Origin of the sequence: Microcoleus sp. AS-A8 (assembly GCA_039962225.1) — a bacterium.
GTDB lineage: Bacteria > Cyanobacteriota > Cyanobacteriia > Cyanobacteriales > Coleofasciculaceae > Allocoleopsis.
The window spans coordinates 280,770-300,331 of sequence record JAMPKV010000011.1 but is presented as its reverse complement, the minus strand read 5'-3'; the positions used below and the strand labels follow the sequence as shown (position 1 = coordinate 300,331).

At 46.1% G+C, this 19,562-nt stretch carries 17 protein-coding genes and 2 pseudogenes; 5 read left to right on the top strand and 14 right to left on the bottom strand.

Going from position 1 to position 19,562, the window contains the following annotated elements:
* The first annotated feature begins 4 nt into the window (after positions 1-4).
* Positions 5-160 (top strand): transposase family protein, encoded by a 156-nt coding sequence (locus NDI48_19630; protein MEP0833380.1) that lies wholly within the window; start codon positions 5-7, stop codon positions 158-160.
* A gap of 153 nt (positions 161-313) precedes the next feature.
* Here NDI48_19630 and NDI48_19625 read toward each other — a convergent pair.
* A pseudogene (locus NDI48_19625) lies at positions 314-763 on the bottom strand (flavin oxidoreductase).
* A gap of 83 nt (positions 764-846) precedes the next feature.
* Positions 847-1,434, bottom strand: coding sequence for a phosphate-starvation-inducible PsiE family protein (locus tag NDI48_19620; GenBank protein MEP0833379.1), 588 nt, complete (start codon positions 1,432-1,434; stop codon positions 847-849).
* A 435-nt stretch (positions 1,435-1,869) separates the two neighbouring features.
* Here NDI48_19620 and NDI48_19615 point away from each other — a divergent pair, with 435 nt between their 5' ends.
* Complete coding sequence (locus tag NDI48_19615; protein MEP0833378.1) at positions 1,870-3,255, top strand: hypothetical protein; 1,386 nt, start codon at positions 1,870-1,872, stop codon at positions 3,253-3,255.
* A gap of 205 nt (positions 3,256-3,460) precedes the next feature.
* Here the strand turns inward: NDI48_19615 and NDI48_19610 are convergent, their stop codons facing one another.
* Positions 3,461-3,661 carry a hypothetical protein gene (locus tag NDI48_19610; GenBank protein ID MEP0833377.1) on the bottom strand — a complete coding sequence of 67 codons (201 nt, stop codon included), beginning with the start codon at positions 3,659-3,661 and terminating at the stop codon, positions 3,461-3,463.
* Positions 3,662-4,159: 498 nt separating this feature from the next.
* Positions 4,160-5,788: an NACHT domain-containing protein gene (locus NDI48_19605; protein ID MEP0833376.1), complete on the bottom strand. Its 1,629-nt coding sequence runs from the start codon at positions 5,786-5,788 to the stop codon at positions 4,160-4,162.
* Positions 5,789-5,938: 150 nt separating this feature from the next.
* On the opposite strand from NDI48_19605, the gene NDI48_19600 reads away from it, so the two are divergent.
* Positions 5,939-6,163, top strand: coding sequence for a hypothetical protein (locus NDI48_19600; GenBank protein ID MEP0833375.1), 225 nt, complete (start codon positions 5,939-5,941; stop codon positions 6,161-6,163).
* 221 nt (positions 6,164-6,384) lie between these two features.
* On the opposite strand, the gene NDI48_19595 is transcribed toward NDI48_19600, so the two are convergent.
* From NDI48_19595 to NDI48_19580, 4 genes and pseudogenes are all read right to left on the bottom strand, one after another.
* Positions 6,385-7,131 carry a Uma2 family endonuclease gene (locus tag NDI48_19595; GenBank protein MEP0833374.1) on the bottom strand — a complete coding sequence of 249 codons (747 nt, stop codon included), beginning with the start codon at positions 7,129-7,131 and terminating at the stop codon, positions 6,385-6,387.
* Between the two features lie 127 nt (positions 7,132-7,258).
* A pseudogene (locus NDI48_19590) lies at positions 7,259-7,501 on the bottom strand (flavin reductase family protein).
* The gene (locus tag NDI48_19585; GenBank protein ID MEP0833373.1) at positions 7,467-7,718 is read right to left on the bottom strand and encodes a hypothetical protein; all 252 of its coding nucleotides are present in this window, start codon (positions 7,716-7,718) and stop codon (positions 7,467-7,469) included. The pseudogene NDI48_19590 and the gene NDI48_19585 overlap by 35 nt, the downstream one beginning before the upstream one ends.
* A 141-nt stretch (positions 7,719-7,859) precedes the next feature.
* Complete coding sequence (locus tag NDI48_19580; GenBank protein MEP0833372.1) at positions 7,860-8,516, bottom strand: class I SAM-dependent methyltransferase; 657 nt, start codon at positions 8,514-8,516, stop codon at positions 7,860-7,862.
* A gap of 418 nt (positions 8,517-8,934) precedes the next feature.
* Between NDI48_19580 and NDI48_19575 the strand changes: the two genes are divergently transcribed.
* A complete protein-coding gene (locus NDI48_19575; protein ID MEP0833371.1) occupies positions 8,935-10,011 on the top strand; it encodes a DUF3474 domain-containing protein in 1,077 nt (358 codons plus the stop codon).
* Between the two features lie 263 nt (positions 10,012-10,274).
* Here NDI48_19575 and NDI48_19570 read toward each other — a convergent pair whose 3' ends face one another.
* Positions 10,275-11,249, bottom strand: coding sequence for a 50S ribosomal protein L11 methyltransferase (locus NDI48_19570; GenBank protein MEP0833370.1), 975 nt, complete (start codon positions 11,247-11,249; stop codon positions 10,275-10,277).
* Positions 11,250-11,486: 237 nt separating this feature from the next.
* Between NDI48_19570 and NDI48_19565 the strand changes: the two genes are divergently transcribed.
* The gene (locus NDI48_19565) at positions 11,487-12,263 is read left to right on the top strand and encodes a phosphoadenylyl-sulfate reductase (protein MEP0833369.1); all 777 of its coding nucleotides are present in this window, start codon (positions 11,487-11,489) and stop codon (positions 12,261-12,263) included.
* A gap of 251 nt (positions 12,264-12,514) precedes the next feature.
* On the opposite strand, the gene NDI48_19560 is transcribed toward NDI48_19565, so the two are convergent.
* From NDI48_19560 to NDI48_19540, 5 genes are all read right to left on the bottom strand, one after another.
* Positions 12,515-14,569: a response regulator gene (locus tag NDI48_19560; GenBank protein ID MEP0833368.1), complete on the bottom strand. Its 2,055-nt coding sequence runs from the start codon at positions 14,567-14,569 to the stop codon at positions 12,515-12,517.
* Positions 14,530-14,976, bottom strand: coding sequence for a response regulator (locus NDI48_19555; protein ID MEP0833367.1), 447 nt, complete (start codon positions 14,974-14,976; stop codon positions 14,530-14,532). The genes NDI48_19560 and NDI48_19555 overlap by 40 nt, the downstream gene beginning before the upstream one ends.
* Positions 14,930-17,239: an ATP-binding protein gene (locus NDI48_19550; protein ID MEP0833366.1), complete on the bottom strand. Its 2,310-nt coding sequence runs from the start codon at positions 17,237-17,239 to the stop codon at positions 14,930-14,932. Before NDI48_19550 ends, NDI48_19555 begins: the two co-directional genes overlap by 47 nt.
* A 149-nt stretch (positions 17,240-17,388) precedes the next feature.
* Positions 17,389-18,603 carry a transposase gene (locus NDI48_19545; protein ID MEP0833365.1) on the bottom strand — a complete coding sequence of 405 codons (1,215 nt, stop codon included), beginning with the start codon at positions 18,601-18,603 and terminating at the stop codon, positions 17,389-17,391.
* 430 nt (positions 18,604-19,033) lie between these two features.
* The gene (locus tag NDI48_19540; protein MEP0833364.1) at positions 19,034-19,474 is read right to left on the bottom strand and encodes a response regulator; all 441 of its coding nucleotides are present in this window, start codon (positions 19,472-19,474) and stop codon (positions 19,034-19,036) included.
* Positions 19,475-19,562: the final 88 nt, after the last annotated feature.

The window sequence follows — 19,562 nt, the reverse complement described above, 5'->3', positions numbered from 1 at the left end:
CTTTGTGGAGCATGTCATCCGATTGCTAAAAATCTTCCGGATTGCACGAGAGCGATTTCGCTTACATCCTGACACTTATGAGCAAGTGATTTTAACCGTTTGTGGGCTGGTGAGGCGGCGAATCGGTACAGTCGTTTTGCCAGTTCCAGAACAGTTTTAAGCAGGAGGGATGATATGAATTAGTATTGCCTCGGTTCCCGGGGGTTGCTAACAACAACCGCCTCCAACCCCGATTCTTTCGTTCCATTTGGCTTGAAGGAAAAGATCTGCCAAGCCAGACACAGAGAGCTTTACCAATTTTCGGACAGGTCTATTGGAGTTGATGACCGTTGCCCAAGTCTAAGGTGTCTTCCGCCCTTGGTATCCAAATCTTTAACTGGTGCTGGTACTCTCTTAAGGCACTTTGCAATGCGATCGCACCCGGTTTAGAGCAAACAAACGTCACTTGTGGCGCTAACTCTAGCAAGGCTTTGAGTGTCACCATCCGGTTTGGGTTGACATGACCCAAAATTACATAATCCAACTGCTGCAACTCTATAGACTGTTGCAATTGGTGCAGGAAAGTCTCGGTAAACGACTCACCCGGCGGGTCGATAAGGGCAGTTTTATCGGCTTTAATGAGATAGGAATTGGCTGTGGTGCCGCGTTGCAGGGAGTATTCGACTTCAAATTTGAGTCTGTCCCAAGTACGCGATCGCAAAATAGTAGTATCGGCAGCAGCGATCGAGGCGACTTGAACATCGCGAGGTTTAATATCTAGCATGGCTTTAATCCTCTAGTTGATAGTTTGTAACTGGTTAAATGATGGAGTTCGAGTACATTCTCCAAACCCTCAAGTCCACCGTTTCAATCTTGATGCCCCGAACCGTTCGTCCCGTTTGCAATAAGAGAAGTAAGGGGTTGAGAATTTAGATTAGTTGCCGTTTCAATGGCGTTAGATGAGTTATCTGTTGCTAGGAGATTATTCCTGATTAACAAGCGTTTTTCAGGGTCAATTCCTTTAAACGTTGGCGGAAGCCAAACTCGAACCACAAGCAAGGTTGCCATAACTAGCAAGAAGGCACAGGCAGCTAAAATTTGAATCCAGGAGGTTTCTAGAACTCCCCGCACGATGACTTCTCGCAAAACGGAGACAATGGATACTTCTACGGCTACCCCAATCGAGACTCGTTGCTCTTGTAGGTAAATAATCAGCAGTCGGAATAACTCGACTAAAATCAGCAAGAACAGGATATCGGAAGTAACACCTGGGAAATCAAGCGGAGGCAATAGCTCGAAAAACATCTCTCGTAGCTGGATTGCCATGAGGGCGAATAGAGCGATACACAGGGAAATTACAAAGAAGTCTTGGACGGTTTCGAGAACGCGCACAATACGATTGCGCTTCAACCATTCGTAGTCGTTACTTGGCAGGTTCGTCAAAGCCTTCTGCATTTGGGATTCCTCTAACCTGTGTCACTGGAATCCAGCTTACATTCTCTCCGCTTATAAAATAAGTAGTTATTAATTGATTTTTTTAATGGTTTTTATCAGTGTTACTGCCAGAGTTCCAACCTACCCTTCCAGAGCAGCCTTTGAGATAGTTTTTTTACTTCTACTCGTCTTGGCGCTCTATAGCAGTCCTAAATGATTTGTGAAGGCGAGATTCCTGACTTCTCTAAGAAGTCGGGAATCTGAACCTCAGACATCTCACCACTCAAATAGGATTGCTCTAGCAATAGTTGACTCATTCTCTGGCGCGGAACCAACTATTACTCTGCCAGCGTCTATCTTTCCATCAGCCATTCAAGAAAGCCAGCGATCGCTAGAAGCCCACTCATTGGTTAGTGGCAAAGATTGGGCTGGATATTTTTCTATTGGAATTTTGCTATGAAACCCGTTGCCAAAGATTCTTCTAATGCCCAACCTCATAAAATTTTGACAGCCTTGATTTTGACTGGCATTGTGTCTGTTGGTAGCGGGTTAACACTAATAAAAAGTGGCGTAGCTGCTGATAAAAGACCTTTACCCGAAGTAGCCAAGGAATCAGTCAAACAAAACGCTACAACTAACCGTTTACCCACTCAAGTTGCTGATGCTGTTTTGCGGAGTGCTGCTGATGCATCCAACTTACCTAAAAAGGCGTTGAATATTGTTAGCTTTAAACGCACACAATGGGCTGAGGGGTGCGAAAGACCGACTTTTCCCCGCCGTCCTTGCGATCCAGTTTTGGTCCGAGGGTGGGAAGTTATTGTGGGTGCTGGAGATATTCGCTGGGTTTTTGTAAGTGATGACATGGGTTCTCTAGTGAAGCTGTCTCAAAAAGCAACTCAAGAAACCTTACCGAAATCTATTGTTAGTGCGATTTTTCGGGATGCTTCCAAGTGGTCGGGATTGCCCACTGAGACACTACGCATCGTTAAAGCACAACCGCAGACTTGGGGGAATCGTTGTCTCTTTGCTTTTGGTCGTTCATATTGCACGGCTGAGGCTGATCCGGTATCCGGCTGGGAAGTAACAGTAGACAGTGGAAACCAGCAATGGGTTTATCACGTTGATGAAAAGGCGAATTCAGTGCTGCTAGATCGTTCTCTAACTTTATTGCCAAAGGTTGCTGAGGCGATTAAAAAGGATGCCGCCAAGTTTTCAGGGTCGTCCAATCTCCGCATTATTGAAGCTAAATTTCAGAAAGACTGGAATGGTAGCTGTGAAGGTGTTCCTAATTGTACTCGTCCTATTGCTCCCGGTTGGCAAGCAACTGTTTCCAATGGGCAAGACAGCTACGTTTACCGGGTGAAAGAAGATGGTTCGCAGTTTGAGCTTCAAGGTCAGAATGGTAATAACAAGACAATTGAGCCTGTACCCATTCCTGCTAATGAGTTGCCACCGCCTTTGGATCGAAATGTGGTTTTTCGGGAAATTACTAGTGGTGGCTTTACTGGCAGAACCTTTGAAACCGTTTTGCTCAACGATGGGCGATTGATTCGTACCCTTGTGGGCGATGCTAATGATTCTGGACGTAGCGTCCGTCGGGTTTCCCCCCAACAGGTGCGACAGTTTCAGCAATTGCTAGAACGGCAGCGATTTGCACAATTTAAAAATTTGAATTACGCATCAAAAACAGCCTGTTGTGATATCTCTACTCACACGCTCACCAGCCGCGATGGTACGGTTCGGTACAACATAGTCCCTATCGATGGTTTACCTGCAAATTTACGAGCAGTTGTTGAAGCTTGGAATCAGCTTCTTGGCAGCGCACGAGAGATAGGTAGGTAGGTTTTAAGGGAGGAGCGATCGCAAACAATAGACCTCTTGCAAAAATAGCTGGCGATTGAAAATCGCGGCTACACAAACTAAGTCCGCCTACGCGGACTCTATGCGTGGAAAGTGTTCGTCGGCATAGAGACGCGCCTTCTTTAAGGGTCATGGGTGCGATCGCTCTCTAAAATATCTCTATTCAAATTCACAGGTTATTCATCTGCTACATCTGCTGCTGACTATTGTGAATCACATCAAAAGGCCACAACAACTTCTCTTCGATCTCCTCTTTCACTCCATCACTCACGTTACTATTCAGACAATTCACCAGCAAGTAATTAGAATCATAATACTGCTGAAGCAATTCCTTCTGCTCGTTGCTAAGATGCCAATCTCGCTCAATCTTGCAATCATTAATAATCATGATAGTTCTCAATTCCTCAATCCAAGCTTGGCCATTAGCTATCCACCATTGTTTGTAGTTTATTCTAGCTTCTTGAACTGGTAGTTTATTTTGAAGTTTTTGCAATGCTTCCCTAAGTTCGGGTTTAAGCTCGAAGGAGTGTTTAAGCGCCTCAGAAAGGAAGAGTTCAAATTCAAGGAAGTGGGTGAAAGAACAAAACGTGCCGTAGCTGGAACCAGAACTGTAGAGAGTTTTGTCAAAGTTAGGGGAGTGGGAATGATAGAGAGAACGGTATAGGCAGTAATCCCTAAACAGATTAAGAGAATCAGATAGACATTCATCAAAGAAAATATCGATAGAACAAGATAGATAGTTATCAAAGGGAAGCTCAAGAACACGGGACAGATAAAAAGCTCTAACTGCTGCAATTTTACAAGGAGTTTTTACTAAAAAACATTTTTGTTTGACCCAGTGCAGAATTTGTTTCAATAGCTCATCTGAAGCTACTGTTGAATCAATTTATTTTTTCATTAGGCAGAGTAGTTTATCAGCGCTTTTGACAATTCCAACTCCTAGCAAAAAAACTTCGCGCCAGTACTCTGTTCTGATGTGCTTAACTAAAGCGTTCCAATCAGCCCGATCGCAAAACCACTTCGCTGTGAAATACTCTTGAAACGTCAGGTGAGAGAAAGACCAGAATCCCTGTGCTCGTTCAATCAATAACCCATGCTGTGCTGCTACAGCATCCAGCACTGCTTCACTATCCTCGGTTGAAATCTCCAGATATTCCGCAATGTATCCCTGAAGTTCGCCTTGCTCAAACAACACATATTGCTCTTGCTCGAACTTACGGGCAGCCAGATAACTTAGGAGTTTCTTTTTTTCTCCAACCGACAACTTTCGATAGGCTTCACTTCCTAATTCCCGCCTGACTCCGCGTTTTTCATCCCACTTTTCCAACAGCAGATTGATTCCCTGTTCATATAAATCGGAACGCTTAGGCGGTAAGTCTTTCAAATCGCCGAAAATCCAACATGCCAAACTCAGTAGGATAGGTGTAACAGCCAGTTCAGCAGTTTGCTTGTTGTCAGGCAATTTCAGCTTGTCCAGAAACTTTACTGTAAGTTCGGCTCCTTGTTCAGGCGTTTCAGCGAAGGCAGTAAACCAGTTTTGAGCAAAAATTTCCACTTGCTCTGAGTTAAAATCAGCAACCTCAACAGCTTGAAACTTATCCGATATGTATTCTAGGGTTTGAGTTCGACAGGTGAGGATAAAGCGATTTTTGTAATAATGCTGGAACTGGGCAAACTTATAGATATGGTCTTGAACCTCTCGCCTCGACTGACCAGGCACTTCATCCAAACCATCAAGTAAAATCAAAACCTTACCCTGCTTCAAGATTTGTTTGGTTTGCTCCTCATCAGCCAAATCAAATTCTTCATGAATATAGTTGAGTAGGTTGAACTCACCAGCATTGATAACTCTGAGTTCAATCAAAATCGGGATGTGGTCAGCCAGAAACTCACCCTTGCAACAGGCAACCGCTAGGTGTCGCAAGAATGTGCTTTTTCCTGACCCTGGTTTGCCCAATATCATCAGTCTGGGGTACTGGGCGGCTACTTCAAATCCGGGCGATCGCTCCCCACGTTGCCCCAACCCAAAACGGTCAAAGTCATTACCTAAATCTGAGCCTCTCAGCAGTCCAGGAATAGTTGCATGAGAGTCACTAGCAAGCTTCTCCAGCACATAGACATCCACGTAAAGCTTATCTACATCAATCTGCTGGCGATTCAACAACTGGATTTTGCTGTACAGGTCTAGGATTTTATCGCAACAGCGCGATCGTACTTCCCGCACCAATTCATCGATATCAGAACCTTTGTTCTGAAGCTTTTCTACAGGTTCAGATTCATCTTGTTGAGGTAAATCAGCAACCTCTTGCCAATTATTCAGCCCTAGCTTTTTGCAAATCGCATGAAACTCTCTGCGTTTAACAGGTCTACCTGCAAAGAAATTCGTCACTGTCGTAGGAGACATCCCCAGATTAGCAGCCAAATCCCGTTTGCCAGCAAATTTTTGTAGCGCTATGTCCGCCTTCTGTCTTCCTTGTGCGGATAGTTGAAGCGAACGACCTGTCTGTTTTGCCATACCTGAGTTTCAGCCTTTCATCAATCCTAAACGTGGACACAAATTGGACGCAACGCGATCGCAAGCTGATTAGTACCTGTACATTTGCTGAACCAGCCACAGTGCTTAGGTTTGACAGATTGTTGGGAGTTCACTGAACAGATGACAACTATGAAAACTTCCAACAAAACTCGGACGGCTGAAGAACTCAAGCAAGCAACTCAACCCAGTAACTCGAAACTTAAATCCAGAAAGGCTCGCAAGTGGCTTAAATTCATTGAATTTGCTGTCGTCGGCTTTGCTACTTGGCTGAACCCTAACGCAGGGTTTCTCATTTTTCTACTCAAACTCTGCTTTCAAATTTTGGAACTGCTTCAAGATGAGCGAGAGCGGTAGTAATTGAACTCACATCTTGGGTTTGACGCGCTCACCCACCAGGGGTTAAAACCCCTGGCTCATAGCTCAAGTCCACTAATGTGGACTATACAGAGATTTCAGTCCACTTTAGTGGACTTTATATATTAGCCCGGAGTTTGAACTCCGGGCGGGTGAGTGCGTTTTCCTGAAAATGTTGTAAGAAACGAATGGAGCGATCGCCTTTCTCCCAAACTCCAACATTATCCTTGATCGATCGCCTGCACCTCTTCCACAGATAACCCCAGCGCTTCGGCAACCTGCTCAACACTCAACCCCATTCCCAACAACCGAGGGATTGCATCTCGTCTCGCTTGCTCTGCTTGGTCAGCGCGTTGTCGTTCTTCCTCAGCGCGTTGCCGTTCTTCCTCAAAGCGTTGGGCAATCTCCACATAAGTCAGAAAACGCTCTCCGTCAGGGCGATAAAACTCTAAATCCTCCTCTGACCAAGCAAACCGAATTCCTAATCGAGGACTGAGCCAATCCGCCATCTGGGGAATAATATCTAACCCATCCTCAGTACGCAACCAACCTCGTAACCGATTCCTGTCCGGATCGTAAATATAGTACTCTTCCACGCCGTAGCGCTCGTAGAACAGCAACTTCCTCTCCATCTCATCCTGTGTATTGCTTGGAGAGAGGATTTCAAACACCACCTGCGGCGCAACGTCCTCCTCGTTCCATTGCTGGTAGGAGCCGCGATCGCTTTTAGGTCTACCAAACACTACCATCACATCTGGGGCGTTAACGATATTTGGTTTTCCCTCCACCGGATACCAAAACAAGTCTCCCGCAACAAACACATTTGGGTCATCGGCAAACAACCAATCCAAATTCTGCTGAATCACCACAATCCAGCGAAACTGCTTGGTATTATTTGCCATTGGCTTTCCGTCGCTATCGGGATAGATGACCTCTGACTGGGTCGGCGATTGCAGTTGAGATACCATCTTCCTCAACCTCCGCAAGACTCTCAATACAATGCCTTCACGTTAGCACGATGGAGGAATAGCCAAATTGTAGAGACGTGATATCTCGCGTCTCTACAGAATGTACAAAGCCCTAACTATTGCTTCATTAATAATGGTTCCCGACTTTACGATGGTGTACTGCCGTCAGAGCATCGGGTTTGGAGACGCGACCCACCGAAACAGTGGCGTAGATCGTCCAGTGGTCGCCACAATCCATGCGGCTTTTGACTTCGCACTCCATATAGGCAAGAGCGTCTGCCAAAATGGGAGAGCCATCAGTTGCTGGATAAGTCTTCACACCTGCAAAGCGATCGCTACCGGGAGGGAAGCGCTTGAGGAAGTGCTTCATCTGGCCCCATCAAACAGTCGTAGTAATATTTGTAATCCTCTTCAATTAGCTCTAAGTCTTCATCAAAGGTGTGGTCATCGCAATAATGCAACCCAAACGCATCGCAGTCGAAGCGATCGCGATCCCAATCCAAAGAGCGAATTGCCGTTGTCCCTGGTGCAATTTCGACAGTCTGCATCGTCAGTCGGCGTTGAACTTTTTCAGCAATAGCTACCATCGGTCGCCTCCTCTTCTACAACTCAATTACTCTGTATTTACACTCATCAAGCTTACCTATTGCTTTTAATTTTTGGGTTAGGATTATCTTATGAGTAAATTCAGGATTTTATAGGGGTTGGATTGCCTATGTTGGATAGACTCACGCTTGAAAAATAACAGAAAGATTATTCGCTGGCATCGCATAAGTTTTGAGCAGTGACAGATTTTGAGTTTCTGCAACTGCCACAACTTCATCCAAATCCCGCACGCCCCACTCTGGGTTTTGCATCTGAAGACTTTCATCAAAAGCCGCATTGCTGGCTGCTGTGTGCCTACCACCTTGTTTGAAAGGCCCGTATAGATACAAAATGCCACCCGGAGGCAGAATCCGTCCTGCCCCTGCCATTAATCCTAAACAGGCTGACCAAGGGGCAATGTGAATCATGTTAATATTGACGATCGCAACAATTGGATCTTGCTTCAAATCAATCTCCTGCAACGGTTCTGGCAGTTCATCCCCTTCGATCGCCCAAACCGGATCGCACACATCCAATGCAATCGGGGGATACAAATTATCCGCAGGACAATATTCCCGCCATGCTGCAATACTCGCTCGTGCGATCGCGTTGGGGTCAGAGGGAATCCACTTGTGCCGGATGAGTCGAGGTGCAAAAAACACGGCATGTTCTCCTGTGCCACTGGAGACTTCTAACACGGTGCCTGTAGGTGGCAGTACTTGTAAAAGCACTTTCAGAATGGCCTCTCGATTGCGTTGTGTGGCGGGGGCATACTGTCGGGCATCTAGGGATTCATTCATTTGGGCTGTGTAGGATGGGTAGAAACTTCACCATTGTCACTCAGGGTATGTTCTTCCCAGCGATGGTGATTGCCCAAGGGGTACCAGCGAAGCGGATCGTAGTCCTCTGGAATCCGCTATTTTGAAACTTATCTTAACAAATCCACTCATATAGGGTTAGAATGAATCCGGTTTCTCACCCGCATTTCGCACTTCTAACTGGGACACTCGATTTTTTCATGAAGCAATGGAGGTCGCACTGATTTTCCCAAAACATGCATTCAACAAGCTAGCTTGGATGAGAATTGCGGACGGGTCGTTTATGCGAACTCAACCACGTTGAACCGTTGCTGAGTCAAAATTCTGGCTTTTAATAGCTGAGTGTGGTCTATAAAAGGCGGAATGTGGGTTTTCAAGTCAGGTCAAATCGGAAAGATTAGTGCAATCAAACACTGTTCTCAATCAGGCGACGAGTCCAGCCTCGTCCACCCGTACAACAGAGCTACCCTTTACTCTTCAAGATCTAAAGGCAGCTATTCCCGCCCATTGTTTTGAACCCTCGGTCTGGAAATCTCTGGCTTACTTCTTTCTAGATATTGGGATTATCGCGGGACTTTATGCGATCGCCTATAGCCTGGATTCCTGGCTATTTTTCCCCATCTTTTGGTTCATGCAAGGAACCATGTTTTGGGCCTTGTTTGTGGTTGGGCACGACTGCGGACATGGCTCTTTCTCTAAGTCCAAATGGCTGAATAGCTTCATTGGGCACCTTTGCCATATCCCCATCCTTGTTCCCTACCACGGTTGGCGGATTAGCCACAGAACTCATCATGCCAACACGGGCAACCTTGATACCGATGAAAGCTGGTATCCAGTGTCCCAGACCAAATATGAGCAGATGCCCTGGTATGAAAAGCTGATCCGCTTCTATATACCCTTGATCGCTTACCCCATCTACCTGTTCCGGCGAACACCTGATCGGGAAGGTTCCCATTTTCTGCCCAGCAGTCCCCTCTTCCGTCCCTCAGAAAAGTGGGATGTGTTGACCAGTAGTTCACTCTGGGTGCTGATGGTCGGTTTCTTAGGCGGGCTAACCTATCAGTTTGGTTGGCTATTTTTATTCAAGTACTACTTCGTTCCCTATCTAATATTTGTGATGTGGCTGGCTCTAGTCACCTTCCTGCATCACACAGAACCTGATATCCCTTGGTATCGCGGGGATGATTGGTATTTCCTGAAAGGGGCATTATCTACGATTGATCGCGACTACGGCTTTATTAATCCCATCCATCATGACATTGGTACCCATGTGGCTCATCACATCTTCCTGAACATGCCGCACTACCACTTAAAGACCGCAACAGAAGCGATTAAACCCCTGTTGGGCGATCTTTATCGCAAGTCTGAGGAGCCAATTTGGAAGAGCTTTGTACGCTCTTACTGGGCTTGTCATTTTGTCCCCGATCAAGGATCTAAAGTTTACTACCAATCACCCACCAATCGACCATCGTTCTAACTAAAGCAAAAGGCAGAAGGCAGAAGGCAGAAGGTTTACTACTAGTAAGTGGTCGCAAGAGCCGTTAAATCTGTCCTTAACCTTTATGGCAAGAACTATGCCATTTCATAGACATGGGTCTAACAACCGAGCAGAAATCTAACGGCTTGTAAAGACTCTAATTAACAACCTCATCCTTTTATGGGTGGGGTTTTTTATGGCGATTCTCGGTTGAAGGCAGATTCTCTTGTCCCCTTTTTTCTCAACACAAAAGTGCGATCGCACTAGGCAAGGTGATAGGCAAGGGCTACCCACTCGTTGAATCGTTCACAATCGATGGTTTCAAACCCTGCCTCTCTTAAGGACGAGACAACCTCTCCCTCATAATCAGTAGTAAAACCGGCTGTAATCAAGAGTCCCGGATGGGCAGCCGTCCGACGCAACGCACGATGAAAGTCATCGGCAAGGGCGATATGCACCCGCGCCAGGATATTGGCAACAATCACGTCAAACCTTTCTGTTGCCTCGATTTTGGGCACATTCTCGCTCGTATCTCCGCCCATCCAATGCCCCAAGTCACTTCCACCTCCGAGGCTCCCTTGCATAACCGTTACCTGTTGCTCTACATCATTCCCAGAGACAGAATCCTGAGTGGCTTGCACAGCAGTACTATCATTATCTAAGGCTAAGACCGTTGCCCCAAGCTTCGCCATCGCTATACTCAGGATGCCTGAACCCGATCCAAGGTCGAGGACATTCATGCTGGGGACGATATACCGCTCAATCAGTTGCAGACTTAGCATGGTTGCTGGATGTAGACCACTGCCAAAGGAGAGAGTTGTCTTCAATCTTAAGGGTATTTCGTCTGCGGCCTTCGCTTGATAAGGTGCATCGGGAGTGAGTACAACGAACCGTTGCCCGATCCGATGTACAAAGGGATTGAGTTCTTCGTCCTGTGTGGGTTTATCATTCACCCTACTGATCTGAAGCTCAGTTGCAAGTCCTGTGCGGTTCAGAGGCAGCAGCAGATTAACGATTTTTTCCAGATCTTGCCGCGAACATGCCTCTTGCTTTAAATAGAAGCAAATCGTAAACGCCCAACTGGGTTGTGCTACATCTCGCTCAGCAGACTGAGATAGGTTTGAGTCAGTGTATTGTGTAATCCGAACATCATCAATAGCTTTAATCTCAGCCAACAGCGTACAGACCCAATCAACCGCCTCATGCGTTGTATCGAGGCTCAATTCCATCCACGACATGTTTGATTCCTAGGAGTGTAGCTGCACAGTTGTAGAACCAGTCCTAACCGAACGGTGAAACTCACCAGTGGCAGACAGCCTTTTCATGCTATCTCAGAGAATGCGATCTGCTTTGCAGCAGCGCTTCGCTATCGCTTCTCGGTTGGCGTACCCCTTTTCTAACAAGGTGTACTAAGGGCTAAACTGGATAAAGTATGATGTTGCCACGAGACGATCCTTTTCTTGAGAACACCCACTATGGTGCAGTTCACCCAACAGAACGTTGCTTCACTTGATATTCCGACGCTTGAGACGGAACTGTCCCGCCAAAGCCCACAAAAAATTCTCGAACGTGCGTTGAACTTATTTGACAACCTTGCCATTTCGTTCAGTGGTGCCGAGGATGTTGTCCTAATTGATATGGCGCACAAGATTAATCCAGATATCAAAGTCTTCAGCCTCGATACCGGTCGTCTTCATGCCGAAACCTATCAGTTTATCGATCGCGTCAGAAAGCATTACGGTATTGCGATCGAACTCATGTATCCCGATGCCGCCCAAATCGAAGCTTTAGTCAAGGCAAAAGGTCTGTTCAGCTTCTATGAAGATGGGCACAAGGAATGCTGTGATATTCGTAAGGTTGCCCCTCTGCGGCGCAAGCTATCTACTCTGGATGCCTGGGTTACAGGACAGCGCAAAGACCAAAATCCATCCACACGCGCCAGTGTTCCCGTGGTTCAAGTGGATAATGCCTTCTCAACAGACGATCACCAACTGATTAAATTCAACCCGCTTGCCAATTGGTCATCCACTGATGTTTGGATGTACATTCGCTCCTACGAAGTCCCCTATAATGCTTTGCACGAGCGTGGCTTTATCAGCATTGGTTGCGAACCCTGTACTCGCCCCGTGTTACCCAATCAACATGAGCGGGAAGGTCGTTGGTGGTGGGAAGATGCAGGTAAGAAAGAGTGCGGTTTACACATGATTAATCAAACTCAGGAATCTTCAGAGCCTGTTTCTCCAAAGATGTAGATTCCCTATATCTCTTCCATCCTCACACAAGAATTGCGATCGCTCCGGCTTGAAAATTTGCTTGGCTATTCTAGATTTTTTACAGATAGTTATTCAAGTGCGCTAGGGTGATCGCCCTATTCTTTCCAGGTTCTCCAGGTTCCCGGCAAGCTATAGATAATTGGTCAAGTTGCGATCGCTCCCTGCTCGTAGTAGGCGCTTGAGCTACCCTCACCAGAGGACTTTAGTCCTCACTACAAGCTCTCCCCATATTACGAAGATGTACAGCGATCTTTGTGCAAAATTTGCAGCAGTTCCCTCGTCGTAAACGGCTTAGGCAAGAAACCCTGACAACCGACACGTTCAGCTTGAAGTACGGCTTCTGTAGAGTTTAGCCCACTCATGATTACCACATAAACACCCGGATTGAATTGGCGGAGTAGGGGAATAATCGCTAAACCATCGAGTGAGGGCATCATCATATCGATTAAGACGCCTTGAATTTTATCTTTGTGTTCCGCAAAAACCGAGACAGCCTCAATCCCATCACGGGCCGTTAACACTCGATAGTTATAGACTTCTAGGGTTGTTTTAATACTTTCACGAATCGCCGCTTCATCATCAACCACTAAAATCAATTCCTGATCACCCAAAAGCAACTCTAAATGATCATTTGTGGGCAGTAAAGTAGATGGGCTGGCAGGTAAATAAACCTTAAAGGTGCTGCCTTTGTTCACTTCACTTTGCACATCTACAAATCCCCCATGACTCTTCACAATACCCAATACGGCAGAGAGTCCTAATCCCGTCCCTTTCCCAATCTCTTTAGTGGTAAAAAATGGGTCAAAAATTCGGTGCACGATATCGGGTGGAATGCCCGTTCCCGTATCAGTGACAGTCACGACAACGTAGGGGCCAATATGAGCATCCAAATGCATCCGGGCATATTGTTCGTCGAGCAGCAAATTTTCAGCATTAATCTGCAAAACACCACCCTCCGGCATCGCATCACGGGCATTCACACATAGGTTCATAAAAACCTGATGCATTTGGGTCACATCACCTAATATCATCCATAAATCGGGAGAAATATCAGTATAAATGTCGATGGATTTCGGCAAAGTTTGGTGAATAATTTTCCTAATTTCTAATAGCAAGTGATTCATTTGCAGACTCACTCGCTTGCCTTCTACACCCCGCGCAAACGATAAAATTTGTTTAACCAGTCCTGCTCCCCGTTGGGCGCTGGTTTCTATGGTTTTAATCATTTGCCGGGTTTGGTCATTGACATCGGGAAACTTGAGCGGTAATAATTGAGCACCCATCAGAATGGGACTCAGAATATTGTTGAGGTCATGAGCAATTCCACTGGCAAGTGTTCCCAGACTTTCCAATCGTTGTGCTCGCAAAAATTGCGCTTCGAGCTGTTTTTTTTCGGTAATATCCATGTGGATACCAATCATCCGCATGGGTTTGCCGGTCAGGTCGTGAAAGAGGCTGCTCTTAACGGCAATCCAGCGAATTTCTCCATTCGGTAAGATGATGCGAAACTCGGTATCCAATCCCTGTCCCACCCTAACCGCTTGCCAGAGTTCCTGTTCGGTGTTGCGGCGATCATCGGGATGAAGGGTTTGAATCCAATCATCGTATCGACCATTAAAGCTACCTGGAGCCAGCCCATAGAGAGCCTCTAACTCAGCCGTCCAGGTAATCTCATTGGATGGGATACTCCATTCAAAAGTGCCAATCTTACCGGCTTTTTGCGCCAATTCCAACCGTTCCTGAATTCTCTGACACCACTCAATTTCTCGTCTGAGTAATTCATTGGCGGTTTCGAGTTCAGCCGTGCGCTCTTGTACCCGCAGTTCCAAGATTTCGTTCGCTTCTCGTAAGGCTTCGGCGGCTTGTTTGCGCTCGATCGCATAACGTAGAGAGCGCACTAAAATATCTTGGTTGAGCTGTCGCTTCACCAGGTAATCCTGTGCCCCATGCCGAACCGCTTCCACCGCAAGTTCATCATCATTCGTATTAGTCAATACAACGATCGGCAGCTTGGGGGCGTGCTGAATTAGCGAATCCAGGGAGGCTAACCCATAACTGTCGGGCAGAGTGAGATCGAGCAAAATCACATCGAAGTGATCGACTTCAATTTGGGCAATCGCCTCCTTCAGCCGCTTCACATGAGCCAAGTTAAAGCGGCTGATCAAACTACCCTTGAGGACTTCCTGAAGTAAGCGAGCTTCTGCCAGGTTGTCCTCAACGAGCAGGATGTTAACAAAATTTCTGCCTACGGGCTTTCCGGTGGCAGCGTTGCCGTCTCTAACCAAAATTCCTCAATCCCCTGGACAATTTTGAACAATTGAGCCAAATTACGTGATTTTGAGATGTAGCAGTTGACGTGTAAATCGTAGCTTTTGGATATATCCTCCTCGTTGCGGGATGTCGATAGGACAATAATCGGAATGTGCTTGAGGGACGGGTCCGCTTTAATTTCTGCCAGTACTTCCCGTCCATCCTTTTTGGGCAGATTCAAATCGAGCAGAATGATGTCTGGACGAACCGCATCTGCATACTCTCCATGTTGCCGCAGATAAGCCATGGCTTCCATGCCATCCCTTGCAATCACTACATCACACTGGGCGGCAGTGCTTCTGAGTGCTTCCTGGATCAGCCGGATATCACCTCGGTTATCTTCGACCAAAAGGATAGTTTTGTTTCTTGTGTCCACTGGCATGATGGCGATCTCGTCCTCCTACAGGAATCGTGAAAAAGAAGGTTGCACCTTTGCCCAGTTCGGATTCAACCCAGATTTGTCCTCGGTGGCACTCCACGATTTTCTTACAGATAGCCAGTCCCATGCCAGAACCGGGATACTCATCACGGGTATGCAGGCGTTGGAAAATCACAAAGATGCGATCTGCAAACTGCGGATCGATGCCAATCCCATTGTCCTGAACCGAGAACAACCAAGAATCCTCCTGTCGTTGTACTCCTACATGAATTCGAGGTGCTTCATCCTTCTTTTTAAACTTAATGGCGTTCCCCAACAAGTTTTGGAACAGTTGCATCAGCTGGGTACTGTCCGCCACGATGATTGGCATCGAATCGTAGGTAATTTCCGCCTGGGCTTCGCTAATACGTCCTCGCAGATTGCTGAATGCCCGATTTAAAGATGTCTCTACCTCGGTGAGTTCCCATTCAATCCCTTTCAGGTCTACCTTAGAGTACACCAGCACATCATCAATCAGCGTCTGCATTAGGCTAACGCCATCCACGGCAAAGCCAATAAACTCTTTACCATCCTCGTCCAGTTCGTCGTTATAGCGCATCTCTAGTAACTGCACGAAATTCGCCACCTGATTCAGGGGTTCTTGCAAGTCATGAGAAGCCACATAGGCAAACTTCTTCAGTTCGGCGTTCGATCGTTCCAAATCTTGAGCCAGTAAGGCCAGTTCTTCTGCCTGCCGCAGTACAATGTTGACGATCGCCTTTCTTAACTCTAACGTTGCCTTAACTTCTACCGACTTCCAGGGTAAAGACTTCAGGCGGACTGTTTCCTTCCACAAATCAAAGGATTTACGAGGACATAGCTGCAACGTGTCACTCGACTCTTTGAGTTCGTAGGCATGATTGGGATCGCCGCCCCAGTTCACCGTCTGGATCACCTCAGGACGGAACCACAATACATAACTGCGTTTGGAAATCGGAATCGCCAACAAACCACTGGCAACTTCCTTAAATCGCTCGGCATCGGAGTAAATCAGGGGCAGAGAATCGGTATAAAACACCTCTTCATCCACGGTTTTCGTCAGCCATTGCACCAGATAATTGAGCTCTTCTTCCGGTGGCGTCCGTCCAAGTGTTGTCCAGTGCCCATTAAAACAAATAGCCGCTCCCTTCGCATTCGCCAAGTCCAGCAAATTCGGCTCCTGCTGAATCAATCCATCAATAAAGTTGTCCGCTTGGGACATGTACTCTATCAACGCCGATTGGACCTGTGCCAGCTTCATGCGATAGTTGTAGTCGGCCTCTTCTTCGCGGGTAAAGATTTCTGCAAAAATCACCCGTCCCAAGAATTCGCAGGCTTTCCGCAATTCATAAGGAACATGTTTGGGAGTGCGATGGTGACAGGCAATCAGTCCCCAAAGCTTCTCATCCTTCATTAAGGAAATCGTGAGCGACGCCCCAACCCCCATGTTGTGCAGGTACTCAAGGTGGCAGGGATAGGCACTCCGGAGGATCGAGAGCGTCAGATCGACGGGCTGATTGGTAATGGGATTGTCGCTGGGATAAAGCTGCACCGGTTCAGCGTGGGCGTTGGGAATCACCCGAATCCAGTTGGACAGGAACATTTTCCGGGCGGGTTGGGGAATATCCGATTCTGGATAGTGCAACCCCAAATAAGGCTCCATCTCGTCCAATTTGGCTTCGGCAACCACTTCGCCATGTCCATCTTCATCAAATTTGTAGAGCATGACGCGATCGAACCCAGTAACCTTACGCACCTCCCGGACAATGATTTGACAAAAATCCTGAAGGTTGGAGGTGGTTTCGAGCTGGTTAATCGACGCTCTAGCTAGATGATAAAAACTTAAAAAGGGAATCGTTTCTTGAGTTAGAGCTGGTTCCAATTCCAGCACTAAAAATCCATCTGCACTGCGATGAAAAACCGCATCAAATACTTGGTAATCATCTCCTTTTCGTCTAACCCAAACTTTAGTGGGATTGATTAAGTCTAGATTTTCATGGGATAATCCCATCCTGACCCGATCCACCTGAAAGGAATCAAGAATATCATCCAGTGTCTTACCCAGAATCGCTTCAGGAGCCAGACCCAATGCCTGAGATGTATTTCGGCTGACCTGCAAAACTGTTAATTCAGGCTCTTGCAAGACCAGTAAAACGCCATGGGGTTGGACTTGAGTCAAGAGATGAATGGGTGGCTGTTTTAATCGGTTTAAGTTAACATCTTGCGTTTCTAAATTTATTCCTGCCATGATTGCCCTCCATAGAATGGAATAGAAAATAAACAACCCATCATAATATGAGTTCTACGAGTGACTCATCTTTTGGGTCTAATTTTCAATACTTTTTGCATCGATTCAGACTCTAGACGGTTGCGATATCAATTGACACTCCCCGTGAATCAGAGCAGCGGGGATTCTTGGTTCGCGGACTCGCCGTTAAACGACAGGATTGCTCCAATCGCCCAAGAGGGCAAATCTCCCCAAGCGTAAGTTCCGGCATGTCCTGCCGTACTGAGTGCTAGTTTCAGGATGTTAATGGCAGCGTTCACATCTCTATCTTCAGTGAACCCACAATGTGGACAGACATGGGTTCTTGTTGATAGGGATTTCTTCACTTTTTTACCACAGTTAGAGCAATTTTGGCTTGTATTGTATGGGGGCACGGCAATTGTAACCTTTCCATATTTAAAGCCAAAGTATTCTAACCAATGGCGAAATGTTGACCATCCTGCATCACTGATGGATTTAGCAAGACGCCGATTTCTCACCAGCCCTTTTACATTTAAGTCTTCATAGGCTACCAAATCGTTAGATTGGATGACGGAGTATGCGAGGAGCTTGCAATACTCTTTTCGTTGCCTACTTACTCCTAGATGCTTCCGAGCATAGCGGTTTCTTGCTTTGTGGTAGTTTTTAGACTGCGGTTTGGCACCACGCTTGAACTTCTTGGACTTTTTGCGGTTGGCTCGGTTTAACTGCTTCTCTGACTTTCTGTAGAACTGAGGGCAAGGTTCTGTATTTCCAAGGTTATCGGCAATGAAAAACTTTAACCCTAAATCCAGTCCCACCATTTTTCCGGTCAGCGTCGGTTCAACCCTAACTTTCGCATCAATTGCAAATTGAGCGTAGTATCCATCAGCTCTCTTGACTAATCGAACTCGCTTAATCTGCTTAATGTCATAGTAGTTAAGGTCATAAGTTCCTTTAAGTTTAAGGATTCCTATGTTCTTCCCATCCCGGAGCGCAATCGCTTTTCGGTTTTGTGAAAGCTTCCAGCCGCTAGTTTTATATTCAACTGAGCGGCAATTCTTTTTGAATTTCGGAAACCCCTTCTTCCCCTTAACCCTCTTCTTGCAGTTGTCAAAAAACCGAGCAATAGCACTCCAAGTTCGTTCTGCCGCAGACTGTCGAGCCATTGAATTGAGTTCGGAGGCCAAAGGAAATTCTGCTGCAAGTACGGCACAGTATTTGTTGAGGTCGTATTGACGCAAACCCTTGTTTTCCATCCAGTAGCGCAAGCACTTATTTTGGATGAATTGGCTAGTACGAATCGCCTCATCTATAGCGCGATACTGAACCTCTTTCCCTTTGACTTTGAACTCGTAAACAATCATGGATTCGACCTACCCACCACATGTTTTATGTTAGCATTTTCACATAATATTCTCTCTTTATCCTTATGGCTTCGCTGAAAGATTTATTGGTCACCTCCGTATCTTTGTTGACCCGCCTTAGATCCCCGTCCTGAAGGAGCGGGGTCTTATAGCGTTTTTCGATAAAGTCTATGCAGTCCTTGATACACTCATTGCTTAATTTTAGTGTTTTACCTTGGATTATGGCTGTATAAAATTTTTCTTTTCTCTCTAGTTTGGAGGGTATCGCACAAATCCCCTAAAAACCTAAAGGGAACCTTAAATAAATTAAAACTTTTCTCAAATAAAGAATAAAATAGTTTATGGATAATAAACTAACTTTCGTCTATTAGTTGACCTCTATTAACAAAACTATATTTATTTAAATAAAAATCATAAAATTAATCTCTAACTACTCTAGGGGTAGGGTAACAATTCCTAACCAAAATTCTTCGATCCGTTTAACAGTCTGAAACAGTTGTTCAAAATCAGAGGATTTGATCACATAGCAATTTCCCTGAAGGGCATAACTTTGGAAAATGTCTTCTTCATGGTCGGAAATGGTTAAAACCACAATGGGAATCCGCCTAAGCTGTGGATCAGCCTTAATTTCTGCTATGAGTTCTCTGCCATCCTTTCCTGACAAATTCAAGTCCAGCAAAATCAAATCGGGACGGGTTGCCTCCTTATAGTTTCCTCGGCGACGTAGAAAGTCCATCGCTTCCATCCCATCCGCGATCGCCACAATTTGATGCCGTCCTGAATTTTCAGTGAGCGCATCTTTGATCAGATGGGTATGTTCGGGGTTATCTTCCACAACTAAAATTAATCGCTGTGCCGGAGATTCTTCCATATTCAAGGCAATACTCAACGCTCAACTATCAACCAAACTGTTCTGATGAAGACAGAAATACCCAATGACAGAGTAGTTCAGAATTCTT

What these genes read in the sequence shown, in the direction of transcription:
- NDI48_19565 (MEP0833369.1), top strand. Translation starts at nt 11,487, where the DNA reads ATGGTGCAGTTCACCCAACAGAACGTTGCTTCACTTGATATTCCGACG.
- NDI48_19570 (MEP0833370.1), bottom strand. Translation starts at nt 11,249, where the DNA reads ATGTCGTGGATGGAATTGAGCCTCGATACAACGCATGAGGCGGTTGAT.
- NDI48_19610 (MEP0833377.1), bottom strand. Translation starts at nt 3,661, where the DNA reads ATGATTATTAATGATTGCAAGATTGAGCGAGATTGGCATCTTAGCAAC.
- NDI48_19545 (MEP0833365.1), bottom strand. Translation starts at nt 18,603, where the DNA reads ATGATTGTTTACGAGTTCAAAGTCAAAGGGAAAGAGGTTCAGTATCGC.
- NDI48_19540 (MEP0833364.1), bottom strand. Translation starts at nt 19,474, where the DNA reads ATGGAAGAATCTCCGGCACAGCGATTAATTTTAGTTGTGGAAGATAAC.
- NDI48_19585 (MEP0833373.1), bottom strand. Translation starts at nt 7,718, where the DNA reads ATGGTAGCTATTGCTGAAAAAGTTCAACGCCGACTGACGATGCAGACT.
- NDI48_19605 (MEP0833376.1), bottom strand. Translation starts at nt 5,788, where the DNA reads ATGGCAAAACAGACAGGTCGTTCGCTTCAACTATCCGCACAAGGAAGA.
- NDI48_19595 (MEP0833374.1), bottom strand. Translation starts at nt 7,131, where the DNA reads ATGGTATCTCAACTGCAATCGCCGACCCAGTCAGAGGTCATCTATCCC.
- NDI48_19555 (MEP0833367.1), bottom strand. Translation starts at nt 14,976, where the DNA reads ATGCCAGTGGACACAAGAAACAAAACTATCCTTTTGGTCGAAGATAAC.
- NDI48_19620 (MEP0833379.1), bottom strand. Translation starts at nt 1,434, where the DNA reads ATGCAGAAGGCTTTGACGAACCTGCCAAGTAACGACTACGAATGGTTG.
- NDI48_19580 (MEP0833372.1), bottom strand. Translation starts at nt 8,516, where the DNA reads ATGAATGAATCCCTAGATGCCCGACAGTATGCCCCCGCCACACAACGC.
- NDI48_19550 (MEP0833366.1), bottom strand. Translation starts at nt 17,239, where the DNA reads ATGGCAGGAATAAATTTAGAAACGCAAGATGTTAACTTAAACCGATTA.
- NDI48_19600 (MEP0833375.1), top strand. Translation starts at nt 5,939, where the DNA reads ATGAAAACTTCCAACAAAACTCGGACGGCTGAAGAACTCAAGCAAGCA.
- NDI48_19615 (MEP0833378.1), top strand. Translation starts at nt 1,870, where the DNA reads ATGAAACCCGTTGCCAAAGATTCTTCTAATGCCCAACCTCATAAAATT.